Annotated in this window: 9 protein-coding genes; 6 read left to right on the top strand and 3 right to left on the bottom strand. The window is 39.0% G+C overall.

The genetic code is table 11. The features are described 5' to 3' along the window. Positions 1-42 precede the first annotated feature (42 nt). Positions 43-291, top strand: a complete 249-nt coding sequence (locus DC498_RS15200) for a hypothetical protein (RefSeq protein WP_116875022.1) — start codon at positions 43-45, stop codon at positions 289-291. Positions 292-411: 120 nt separating this feature from the next. Beyond that, positions 412-1,134 (top strand): GNAT family N-acetyltransferase, encoded by a 723-nt coding sequence (locus DC498_RS15195; protein WP_116875021.1) that lies wholly within the window; start codon positions 412-414, stop codon positions 1,132-1,134. Positions 1,135-1,136: 2 nt separating this feature from the next. On the opposite strand, the gene DC498_RS15190 is transcribed toward DC498_RS15195, so the two are convergent. From DC498_RS15190 to DC498_RS15180, 3 genes are all read right to left on the bottom strand, one after another. Beyond that, a complete protein-coding gene (locus DC498_RS15190; protein ID WP_116875020.1) occupies positions 1,137-2,423 on the bottom strand; it encodes a M28 family peptidase in 1,287 nt (428 codons plus the stop codon). Positions 2,424-2,660: 237 nt separating this feature from the next. Further along, the gene (locus tag DC498_RS15185; protein WP_116875019.1) at positions 2,661-3,410 is read right to left on the bottom strand and encodes a LytR/AlgR family response regulator transcription factor; all 750 of its coding nucleotides are present in this window, start codon (positions 3,408-3,410) and stop codon (positions 2,661-2,663) included. A 12-nt stretch (positions 3,411-3,422) separates the two neighbouring features. Next, on the bottom strand, positions 3,423-4,478 hold the full coding sequence (locus DC498_RS15180) for a sensor histidine kinase (protein ID WP_116875051.1): 1,056 nt from the start codon (positions 4,476-4,478) through the stop codon (positions 3,423-3,425). A 279-nt stretch (positions 4,479-4,757) separates the two neighbouring features. Between DC498_RS15180 and dxs the strand changes: the two genes are divergently transcribed. From dxs to DC498_RS15160, 4 genes are all read left to right on the top strand, one after another. Continuing rightward, positions 4,758-6,686 carry a 1-deoxy-D-xylulose-5-phosphate synthase gene (gene dxs / locus DC498_RS15175; protein WP_116875018.1) on the top strand — a complete coding sequence of 643 codons (1,929 nt, stop codon included), beginning with the start codon at positions 4,758-4,760 and terminating at the stop codon, positions 6,684-6,686. Between the two features lie 118 nt (positions 6,687-6,804). Next, on the top strand, positions 6,805-8,967 hold the full coding sequence (locus DC498_RS15170) for a S9 family peptidase (RefSeq protein ID WP_116875050.1): 2,163 nt from the start codon (positions 6,805-6,807) through the stop codon (positions 8,965-8,967). Positions 8,968-9,466: 499 nt separating this feature from the next. Next, positions 9,467-9,868, top strand: coding sequence for a hypothetical protein (locus tag DC498_RS15165; RefSeq protein WP_116875017.1), 402 nt, complete (start codon positions 9,467-9,469; stop codon positions 9,866-9,868). A gap of 134 nt (positions 9,869-10,002) precedes the next feature. After that, a complete protein-coding gene (locus DC498_RS15160) occupies positions 10,003-12,165 on the top strand; it encodes a S46 family peptidase (protein ID WP_116875016.1) in 2,163 nt (720 codons plus the stop codon). Positions 12,166-12,249: the final 84 nt, after the last annotated feature.

Raw genomic sequence — 12,249 nt, 5'->3', positions numbered from 1 at the left:
ATACTTTAAACGTTTTCTTGCTATTTCATTTAATTTTGCAGTATGAATAACATTAGTGTGCTCACAGATTTTGAAGCTCTCACCAATACCAGCAACTTTAAATATATAGAGTCGCCGGCCGGACTTGAGGATTACAGCATTTGCCTTGCAGGAAATTTTATTTTTGTTTCAAACAAACAAAAAAATCGCACCATAAGGTTCAGCCTTGCAAATTTGGCAGCCAAGGATATTACCCCGGGTGTTATAAACGAATGGATAGAACGCATCCAAAAACTGTATCCTGCTTTTTAATTAAGCAATTTTGAGATAACCAGATTAAAAAATCAGCTAATACCTGATACTCAATTTCTCTTTTATATTATTTTTATTAGGGAATTTTAATATAGCGTTACAAAATTGTAAATTCCATAAATGGAATTTCCGGCATACCACAACCCAAATAAACTCAACGGCAGCCAACTTGATACATTCCTGTCTCAGGGATGGTATCGCATGCATCAAAGCATTTTTACAACCAAATACATCATACTTAACGAGAGTATCTATAATGTTTTTTGGTTGAGGTACAATCTTTCGAAATTTAATATTAATAAAAAACTACAAAAATTAATTGCCCAAAACAGCCGCTTCAATATTACCATAAAGCCGATAGAGCTTACAGAAGAGTTAGAAACCCTATACACACTTTACAGATCGGGTATAAAATTTGATCATTCTGAATCTGTGAAATACTGGCTTTACGGGGGTGAACAGGAAAAAGTAAACGCATTTGAAACAAATGTTATTGAGATCAGGGATGGAGGCAAATTAATTGCAGCAGGTATTTTTGACAACGGCGACAACAGTATTGCCGGTATCATGAACTTTTACGATCCTTCTTACAAAAAATTCAGCCTGGGAAAATATCTTATTCTTTTAAAAATAAAGTATGCTGTTGAAAAAGGTATGCATTGGTATTACCCGGGCTATATTGTATACGGTTATCCTTCGTTTGATTATAAACTTTTTGTAGGAGAAGAAAATACAGAGATATACATTCCTGAAATCAACAACTGGTATAAATACAAAAAAGAACTGATGGATACCATAGAGGTAAACAGGCAGCATAACGAAAAAGAAAACAATAATAATTAATACTACCTCAGTTGAGTAGCGTCAACCCTGGAAGGTGTGTCCTCTCCGCTTACTATTGTTTTTGAACTTAATGCAATCGCTTTAATTATTTCGGCCATATTTTTTATATCAAGCGTTTCCACTTCATCATCAAGTGTATGATAAAACGGTTCGCTATCCATTTTAGAGGTAGATATGGTATGCGCCGGAACACCAAGTCTTGCAAGCGTGGCATTATCTGAGCGGTAAAATAATTGCTGGTCAGGATACGGGTCCGGGTGAAATGTAAATCCTGTTCCCTGTAAATTTTTCTCCAATATTTTTCCCATATCGGTTTTTTCATAACCGGTGATATAGGCAGAATTCCTCCCCCACTTGCTTTCTGTACCAATCATTTCGATATTAAACATTGCCATCACTTTTGCAGGATCAAATTGTTTGGAGAAATATTGTGAGCCAAATCCGCCGCTTTCTTCTGCTGTAAAAGCAGCAAAAACTATGGTGCGTTCATTATTTTTAAGTTTGCTGAAATATTTTGATAACATGATGACCGCAGTAGTTCCTGCTGCATCATCATTTGCCCCGTTATATATGGAATCGCCGTTGGCATCTGGCTTTCCGATGCCCAGGTGGTCGTAGTGACCGGAAAAAATTACATACTCATCTTTTTTGCTTTTGCCAGGCAATATGCCTACTACATTTTTCAGCTTCTTTTCAATAATGGTATGATGAATAGAAAAGGAAAATTCTTTTGCCGGCTCCGGGGTAAGTACAAGTATTACACTACTGTTTGATCTGAACCTCTCACCCTTGAGCCTTGAGAGCGCATTAAAGTTTTTAGCATGTGCGGTATCTACCCATACTATATAATTTTTCCCGGATAGCATATACCTGTATGCATTGTTGAGCAACTTATCGCTTGCTGTAATTGTTGCCAGTTCATACCCGGATTCAGCATCAACCGCCAGCTCTTCAGCCGAAGTAAGCGCAAAAATATTTTTAGCATCAATATCCTTCCCGTTCAATGCTCCTCTTGCATCTGTTTGATTTGCTTCAACCACTTCAAATTCCTGGAAATAACTTCCGTTATCGTTTACGGGTTGTAATCCTGCACTTTTAAATCCCGCAGTTATAAAATCCGCAGCCATATCCAGTCCCCTGGAAAATAATCCTCTGCCGCCCATCGCATCAGAGGATAATGTTGTCTCAATTTTCCTTACTTTTTTTTCACTGATTATTTTATTGATCTTTTGCGCCTGTGCATTGTAAACCAATAATAATGTAAGCGCCGGTATAATGATTTTTTTCATGCTGCGATAGTTGCGATGGCAAGATAGGGAAATTTGAGATTTGAAATTTGAGGTTGGGCTGACGCAGGCCGGTTTTAATTTATTATATGTAAGAAGTTTTTTTGACTCAAAGTGGCACAAAGGTTTACACAAAGAAAACCACAAAGGCGATGTCACACTCTCACATCTCCACATTCTCACATTTCCACATTCAATCCCCCATTTTCAAATTTTCAAATTGCCGCATTCTAAAATTACCTACAGGCTCATCATCTCCTTAAACTTCACTGCCTGTCTCCTGCTCACTTCTATTTTTTCGCCACCTTTAATTTCGAGCAATAAACCTCCATTGAAATACGGCTCTACTCTTTCAATCATTCTCAGGTTTACAATATGTTTGCGGTTGGCACGGAAGAAAACTTTTTCGTCAAGCCGCTCTTCCAGGGCATTGAGTGATTTTAATATCAATGGTTTGTGCGTACTGAAAAACACTTTCGCGTAATTACCAACACTTTCAAACAAACGGATCTCATTTAGTTTTACAAACCAGCAGCGTTCTCCATCTTTCACAAATACCTGGTCATTCTCCCCGAGTATACCCCGGTTAGGTACATTTACCTGGGTATTGAGGTTTGATATAACCGGTTCCCGCTCATCACTGTCTTCTAATTTTTGTATAGCATCGGCAAGTCTTTTAGGCTCTACAGGCTTCAGTAAATAATCAAGCGCATTCACTTCAAATGCTTTCAGGGCATACTCATCGTAAGCTGTAGTAAATATTACCTGTGGCAGCTTATCCAGCTCGGTTAGTAAATCAAACCCGGTTTTGCCCGGCATTTGTATATCAAGAAAAACCAGGTCAGGTGTCATCTGCTCAATTTTTTCAATTCCCTCATTAGCGTTTGCGGCTTCTGCTATTACTTCAATTTCAGGGTGATCCTGCAACAGTTTCTTTAATTCAGTTCTTGCAAGTCTTTCATCATCTATTATAATGGCTCTCTTTGTCATATACTTTTGTATTTATCGTGTGATGCCGCTGATTGGCATAATAACTTTCGCTTCTACCATATTTCCCGGAATATCTTTTATGGTAAATACTGCTTTGGTACCAAAAAGTAAATTCAATCTGTCATGCGTACTCTGTAATCCAAACCCTTTGTATTCCGCATGACCATTCAACACCCCGCTGTTACGGATGATTATTTCATGATGATCATCTACAAAATCAGAAATGATGGTTACAATACCGCCATCCATTTGTTTACTCACACCGTGTTTAATAGCGTTTTCAGCAAGTGTTTGAAGCATCATAGGTGGAATAGGCTGGTTTAGTGTGTCTTCATCAATTGTAAAATTAACTCTGAGCCTTTCTTCAAAACGCATTTGTTCCAGCGCCAGGTAATCTTTCACAATACTCAATTCCTGTTCAAGCGGCACTGTTTCCATCTTCTCCGTTTGCATACTGCTCCGTAAAATATTGCTTAACTCTGTTATAGCCCTTCTTGCACGTTCGGGGTTTTCATCAACAAGGGCCCTGATGCTATTTAACGAATTAAAAATAAAATGAGGGTTGATATGAGATTTAATCGTTTTTAATTCAAGCTCCTTTACCAGCGATTGCAGGCGGAATGTATCTACTTCCTGCTTTTTATTTTTCTGGAAATAATGATACATGTAATACAATAATACCCAAACCATCAAAATAATAATACTATCAAAAAACCTGATGATCACACGATCAAAGAAAGGACGACGGCTATGCGTAACTTCTGAAAGATTCAGTATTTCAAATAAACTTAAAGTGCAAAAGGAATAAATAAAACTGCCGGCCACAAGTGTAAGAAAAAGCCGTAATACCATTTTATCAAAAGGGAGTGTCAGCCAGTTCCTGCTCACAATAATATTCCTGATGATATGAGTAATGGGTATACCCAGCCCCAACACAATTACAAGCCGGCCAAAAAACTTCCATGAAACGCCCTCACCATATGTATATTCCAAAAAAATATTAATCAGCGCCACACCACCCCAACCGCATATCTGGCACAACCAGTATTTCGACAATTTTAATTGCATGATCAAATCTAAAGATTTCCCCACTCTGCCAGAAATAATGTATTACTAATGGCTGTATAATTGGCTTAGCGGCATACAATTACAGGCTCACGAATCGCATTTTATTGATAATCAATCTAATTACTATTTAAGATTGCCAGCCCTGAAGATAAGTGCTATCAAGCTAAAAGCTTTAAGTTTGGCATCCTGCTGCCAATACCAGAGATGCCTCCATCTTACAGAATTCCCTTCTTAAGTAACATTTTAATATTATTTTTGTTAGCATTTTAAACCACGTAAATGGACATAACACCAGGACCTCTTTTACAGCAGATCAATAACCCGCAGGATCTTAAAAAGCTAACCAAAGATCAATTATTGCAGGTGAGTGAAGAACTACGTCAATATATTATTGACGTGGTAAGCGTTCATGGCGGTCATTTCGGCGCCAGCCTTGGCGTTGTTGAACTATCAGTAGCATTACATTATGTTTTTAATACTCCATATGATCAATTGGTTTGGGATGTAGGTCACCAGGCATACGGACATAAAATTTTAACCGGCAGAAGAGATAATTTTTATACCAACAGAAAATATAATGGTTTAAGCGGTTTTCCAAGGAGATGGGAAAGCGAATACGACAGCTTTGGCGTAGGGCACTCTTCTACCTCTATTTCTGCAGCGCTGGGAATGGCTATTGCTGCCAAATACAAAGGTGAAGACCGGAAATCTGTTGCCATTATAGGAGATGGCGCTATGACAGCCGGGCTTGCTTTTGAAGGAATGAATCATGCAGGTGTGGCAGATGCGGATATGCTGATCATCCTGAACGATAATTGCATGAGCATTGATCAGAATGTTGGCGCATTAAGAGAATATCTTACCGATATTACTGCCTCTCATACCTACAACAAATTTAAAGATGATATATGGAATGCGCTGGGTAAGCTGCCTGTAGGCAAAACTTTTACCCGCGAAATGGCCAGCAAGCTTGAGCATAGTATAAAAGGATTTATCAATAAAAGCAGCAACCTGTTTGAAGCGCTGAACCTGCGCTACTTTGGACCGATAGACGGGCATAATGTCACCAAGCTTGTTGACATCTTACAGGATCTTAAAAAAATACCCGGCCCAAAACTTTTACATATACTAACGGTAAAGGGTAAGGGCTATGCGCTTGCAGAAAAGGATCAAACCAAATGGCATGCGCCGGGTTTGTTTGATAAAATAACCGGTGAGATATATAAAAAGAAATTTGATCTTCCACAGCCGCCAAAATACCAGGATGTTTTTGGACATACCATTATTGAGCTGGCCGAGAAGAACGATAAAATATTCGGCATTACGCCTGCTATGCCATCAGGCTCTTCATTAAAATTTATGATGGAGAAAATGCCTGACCGTGCCCTGGATGTAGGTATATGTGAGCAGCATGCAGTTACACTTAGCGCAGGAATGGCTACACAGGGATTAAGAGTATTTTGTAATATTTATTCCTCGTTTATGCAAAGGGCATACGACCAGGTGGTGCATGATGTGGCAATACAAAACCTGCCGGTAGTTTTCTGTCTCGACAGAGCTGGTTTGGTAGGAGAAGATGGCGCAACCCATCACGGCGCCTATGATATTGCATACATGCGCTGTATACCCAATATGATTGTAAGCGCCCCGATGAATGAAGCTGAACTGCGCAACTTAATGTATACCGCGCAGTTGGATTCTACCGAACATCCTTTTGTGATCCGCTATCCCCGCGGAGAAGGCGTAATGCCAGACTGGAAAAGGGAAATGCAGGAAATCACTATCGGCACAGGAAGAAAATTAAAAGATGGTACAGATATCGCTATACTCACACTCGGCCATCCTGGTAATTTTGCCGCTGCTGCCATTCGCGAATTAAGAACTGAAGGCATTACTCCCGCACATTATGATATGCGTTTTGCAAAGCCGCTTGATGAAATGTTGCTTCACGAAGTGTTTAAAAAATTTGATAAGATCATCACGGTTGAAGACGGCACAGTTACCGGTGGTTTTGGCAGCGCAGTGCTTGAATTTATGGCAGCACACGGCTATACTGCCAATGTAAAAATATTAGGTATTCCTGATGAAGTAATTGAACACGGTACGCCTAAAGAACTGCAAAAAGAAGCCGGTTATGATACAGCTGCTATTATTGAAGCAATAAGAACCCTGTCCAAAGAAAATGTAACGATTACGTTCAACGCCTGACCCGATATCTGCAGGAAAAATCGCTTGTCTGAAATCAATCGACAAAACTTAGTAATTGTATTCTTTGCAATTTGCCTCATTTTACACTGCCATATTTATTAAACAAAAATATATTGATATGAAGCGATCATTATCAATCATTACAATATCTGTAAGTATTTTTATTATAGCATGTAATACTCAAACAAAAGAGAAAATGGTAAGTATTGAATGGCCGCAGGGCATTAAGCCACCGGTAGCCCCCGTTAAAGAGCACATACGCATTGTTCATAATGACACCGTAGCTGATAATTATTACTGGTTGAATGATTATTTCAAAAAGGGACCGGATAGTGCTGCTGTAGTAAAATACCTGGAGGAGGAAAACGCTTACCTCGATACTATGATGAGCGGCTCCAAAGTGCTGAGAGAGCATTTGTATAATGAAATGAAAGGAAGAATAAAAAAGAAGGATGAATCTGTACCTGTTTTCAAAAATGGTTATTACTATTATACCCGCACCGAAGACGGAAAGGAATACTATAAATATTGCAGAAAAAAAGGAAGTCTTGACGCACCCGAAGAAATATTATTGGATGTGGATGAACTGGCCAAAGAACATCCATACTATGCTGCAGGCGGTTTCAACATCAGTGATGATAATAAATTACTGGCTTTTGGTGTTGATACAGTATCCCGCAGGCAATATACTATTCACATTAAGAACCTTGAAACAGGAGAGATTTACGAGGACAGGATAAAGGGAACCAGCGGCGGCTCTGTATGGGCTAATGACAACAAAACCCTGTTCTATACCCAAAATAATCCCACAACATTATTATCAGAAAAAATAAACCGCCATAAGCTGGGCGCCAATGCTTCAACCGATGTAACCGTTTATGAAGAAAAAGACCCATCAAATTATATTGGTGTAAGCAAAACAAAATCCGGGAAATTCATCTTTATTTCATCGCAGGCTACGCTTTCCACTGAAAAATTTTTTATTAAATCAGATGAGCCTGAAGCAACCTTTAAAATATTTCAACCCCGCCTTAAAGAAGTACTATACAGCGTAGACCATCTGGGCGATAAATTTTACATTACTACCAACCTCTACGCAAAAAATTTCAGGTTAATGGAATGTGGGTTGGATAAAACAAACAGCCCCGAATGGAAAGAAGTAATTCCGCACAGAACAGATGTTTTGCTGGAAGGCATAGATGTGTTTAAAGACCGTATTGTTATTACAGAAAGAAAAAACGGGCTTATCCAGTTCAGAGTAAAAAAACTCCCATCAGGTGAAGATTATTATATTGATTTTGGCGAGCCGGTATACGATGCAACAACCACAGGCAACCCTGAATTTAATACAAACGTGCTCAGGTATAACTACACCTCGCTTACTACACCTAATTCGGTATACGACTATAATATGGATACCAAAGAAAAAAAGCTGATGAAGCAACAGGAAATTGTAGGCGGTTATAACCCTGCCGGGTATGTTTCTGAAAGATTGTATGCTACAGCCAAAGATGGTACTAAAATTCCTATATCACTGGTTTATAAAAAAGGTTATGCAAAAGATGGTTCAGCTCCGCTGCTGTTATATGCTTACGGTTCTTATGGCTATAGTATGGACGCCACTTTCAGCGCTAACCGTTTAAGCTTACTGAACAGGGGTTTTGTATTTGCTATAGCGCATATACGCGGCGGGCAGGAAATGGGGCGCAGCTGGTATGAAGATGGTAAGATGATGAATAAGAAAAATACATTTACTGACTTTATTGATTGCGGACAATATCTCATTGATCAGAAATATACTTTGAAAGGGCATTTATATGCCCAGGGCGGAAGCGCCGGTGGCTTGCTGATGGGCGCTGTTGCCAATATGGCACCTGACCTTTGGAATGGAATAATAGCACAGGTTCCTTTTGTTGATGTTGTTAATACAATGCTTGATGCAGGTATACCGCTTACTACCAATGAATATGATGAATGGGGTAACCCGGAGAACAAAGAAGCGTATGATTATATGAAATCATATTCTCCTTATGAAAATATTGAGAAGAAAGACTATCCGAATATGCTGGTAACAACAGGATTGCATGACAGCCAGGTGCAATATTTTGAACCTGCAAAATGGGTAGCCAGGTTACGTGTAATGAAAACAGATAATAATATTTTATTACTGCATACCAATATGAACTTTGGTCATGGCGGCGCTTCGGGCAGGTTTGATTACCTGAAAGATATAGCGCTTGAATATGCATTTTTGTTTTCTCTTGAAGGCGTTACAGAATAACCCACGCAATTCATTCTGTAAAGCATGCAGGATTTATGTCAACTATCGGTTTCTTAGTGTGTCTTTGTGTAATCTTCTCGCCTCTTTGAGGTTAAAAATCAAATCGCATCATACGCTGAATTTTTTATTATCCCTTACGCAACCTCTGCCACGCCACCAACAAATACCATTTATTCAAATATTAATTTTATGTTACCAAATTCTATTTTTCTGCTTTATATTCTGAAAAAATTGCAAAAATTTGTACAGTTTATTAAATTTTGCGTTTACAAGCAATATTATTTTGTACATTTGCGTTATCAATTCAGGATTGCTTCCTGGCAATCATCAACCCGTAAAACAGCCAACAGGCTTTCTTTCGATTAAGTTTTGCCACACTTTTGCCATCAATGCCATCCACTAACTCTTCGCCATATCTAACAGGTTTGCCAACGAAGTTCTAACACAATTACATCTACGTATTGCTTCCATCAAAAGAAGTAAACAAAACACATATTATATGAAAACAGGCATTTTTTCAGCAGTACGCAAATCCCTTTTAGTGGTTGCAATCGCAGCAGTTACTATTCCCGCTACAGCAGGTATAAAATCAGTTGATCCTGCAGATGAAGCAGCAAGTGTAAAATACATTGGCTCACAGAATCAAACTTTGTTCTTCAATGTAAAATACAATAATGTAAATGCTTCTAAATTTTTTGTTACTATAAAAGATGCAGATGGCGTAACGCTTTTCCAGAGCGCTTATACCGACAACACTTTTGACAAAAAATTCTCTTTGCCTAAAACAGATTCAGGTAAAGTTATCTTCACTATCAGTGATAAAAAGAATAACTACACTGAAAGTTTTGAAATTACAACTGAAACACGTGTTGTGGAAGATGTAGTTATTAAGAAAGTATAATTAATACGCTCGCCTGAAAAGGATTACGGGCGGATATGAATTATTATCCGCCCGGCAAATTCCTCATAAATTTTCCACTTCCGGGCATTTTCAATTTTTACTTTACGTAGGTTTGTTTAGTAAAAATTGAAATCATGAAGAAAATATTTGCCTCACTACTATTAGTTATTACCTTCTGCAAATCTTATGCAGATGAAGGCATGTGGTTGCCGCTTTTACTTGGCAAGCAGGTATATGCCGATATGGTGAAACGCGGCTTAAAACTCACTCCTGAACAATTATACAGCGTTAATAAATCATCTATTAAAGATGCCATTATAATATTCGGGGGAGGATGCACAGGCGAAATAGTAAGTAATGAAGGATTGATATTCACCAATCACCACTGTGGCTATGCCGCCATAGCAGCTGCCAGCAGCGTAAACAATAATTACCTGCGCGATGGCTTTTGGGCATTAAATAAATCACAGGAAATTCCTGCTAAGGAACTCAGTGTTCAATTCCTGTTGAAGATTGAGGATGTAACCGACAAGATAGCGCCGCAACTGGAAGGACTGTCTGCAAACGACCGCTCTAAAAAACAAGCTGAGTTGATCAGCCAGTTTAACCAGCAATATTCCGATCCTTCGCAAAATATTGAAGCAAGGGTAAGCCCACTTTTCAAAAATAACCAGTTCCTGGTTTTTGTATATCAACGCTATACCGACATACGCCTGGTAGCCGCGCCGCCGGAAAGTGTTGGTAAATTTGGCGGAGATACTGATAACTGGGAATGGCCCCGCCATACAGGCGACTTTTCTGTGTTCAGGGTATATGCAGGTAAAGATGGCAAGCCCTCTGCTCATTCCGCAGAAAACATTCCGCTGAAGCCAAAATATTTTTTACCTGTTTCCATTAAAGGTTTTAAAGACGGCGATTATGCCATGATATATGGCTACCCCGGCAGCACTAACCGCTACGAAACTTCATATGGTATCAGGCTTGCTACAGATATCAATAATCCCAGTCTTGTTGGCTTACGCGATGTAAGACTGAAAGCCATGTTTGAGCAGATGAAAAATGATCCTGCTGTCAAGCTTCAACTGGCTTCAAGCTATGCCAGCATTGCCAATTACTGGAAGTTTTATGACGGCGAAACAAAGCAGCTATTGAAATACCAGATATATGAAAAGAAGCAGGCGGAAGAAGCTGCATTTCAGCAATGGGCTAAAGGCAAACCGGAATTTGAAAATATTTTCACAGAATGGCCAAAAGTATATGATGCATGGAGACCTTATGCAAAACATCGTGTATACATATACGAAGGCGTACTCGGCTCACCGCTCGCAAAATTTGCAGCCACATTAATTAAGCTGGAAAATGATATGGTGAAGAATGGCGTGGATGCAGCAATAGTTAAGCAGGATCTAGAAGCAGCCGGCAATGCAAGAAAAGCTTTTCTTGCAGATGAAAACAAAATTTCAGATCAGCGTATACTGGCAGCAACCTGCCAGATGTTTTACAACGACATCGATAAAAACCAGCATCCTATCGGCTTTTATGAGACCCTGAAATCTGCCTATGGGGATCTGAAAGAACCTGACACTTACAAAAAATGGGCAACTGCTGTTTTCAGTAATACCATGCTGTTGAATGATGCCAAATGGCAGGCATTTATACAAAAACCGGATGCGGTAACGCTTCAAAACGATCCGGCTTATGCTTATGCAGGCGGATTTGTAAAAAATTACCTGAACAAATACGACAACTTTTTCCAGCAATTTGTATTAAAGAATAACGACCTGGGACGACTATACCTGAAAGGCATTATGCAGATGGACCCGAAAAAGAAAATGTACCCTGACGCTACATTCACTATGAGAGTAAGCTATGGAAACGTAAAGAGTTATTCTCCAAAGGATGGGGTAAAATACGATTACGCTACTACTATGAAAGGCGTTTTAGAAAAATATATTCCCGGAGATTACCAGTTTGACCTGCCTGCAAAATTGATTGACCTTGTAAAGAAAAAAGATTTTGGACAGTACATTGATAAAAGAATAAATGACCTGGTTGTATGTTTTATTACAACCAATGATATTACGGGCGGTAATTCAGGCTCTCCTGTAATTGATGGAACAGGCAACCTTATAGGATTGGCTTTTGACGGAAACTATGAAGCCCTGAGCCATAAGCTGGCTTTTGATAAAGATCTGAACAGAACCATTTGTGTAGACGTGCGATATGTGCTGTGGTGTATTGATAAATTAGGCGGCGCTTCAAATATTATTAATGAGCTGAAATTAGTGAAGCAGTAAAACCGAAAATCATAAAATGAAAATAGCCATGATTTACTCATGGCTATTTTCGTTTTTAATACTATTATTCAAAACTTCTGCAGA

It is taken from the genome of Terrimonas sp. (genome assembly GCF_003075435.1).
Lineage (GTDB): Bacteria > Bacteroidota > Bacteroidia > Chitinophagales > Chitinophagaceae > Agriterribacter.
The sequence above is the reverse complement of the archived record's forward strand: the minus strand, read 5'-3'. Positions and strand labels throughout refer to the sequence as shown.

Bases quoted from the DNA above. Each gene is read 5' to 3' on its own strand.
- DC498_RS15200 (WP_116875022.1), top strand. From the start codon at position 43: ATGAATAACATTAGTGTGCTCACAGATTTTGAAGCTCTCACCAATACC.
- DC498_RS15195 (WP_116875021.1), top strand. From the start codon at position 412: ATGGAATTTCCGGCATACCACAACCCAAATAAACTCAACGGCAGCCAA.
- DC498_RS15190 (WP_116875020.1), bottom strand. From the start codon at position 2,423: ATGAAAAAAATCATTATACCGGCGCTTACATTATTATTGGTTTACAAT.
- DC498_RS15185 (WP_116875019.1), bottom strand. From the start codon at position 3,410: ATGACAAAGAGAGCCATTATAATAGATGATGAAAGACTTGCAAGAACT.
- DC498_RS15180 (WP_116875051.1), bottom strand. From the start codon at position 4,478: ATGCAATTAAAATTGTCGAAATACTGGTTGTGCCAGATATGCGGTTGG.
- dxs (WP_116875018.1), top strand. From the start codon at position 4,758: ATGGACATAACACCAGGACCTCTTTTACAGCAGATCAATAACCCGCAG.
- DC498_RS15170 (WP_116875050.1), top strand. From the start codon at position 6,805: ATGAAGCGATCATTATCAATCATTACAATATCTGTAAGTATTTTTATT.
- DC498_RS15165 (WP_116875017.1), top strand. From the start codon at position 9,467: ATGAAAACAGGCATTTTTTCAGCAGTACGCAAATCCCTTTTAGTGGTT.
- DC498_RS15160 (WP_116875016.1), top strand. From the start codon at position 10,003: ATGAAGAAAATATTTGCCTCACTACTATTAGTTATTACCTTCTGCAAA.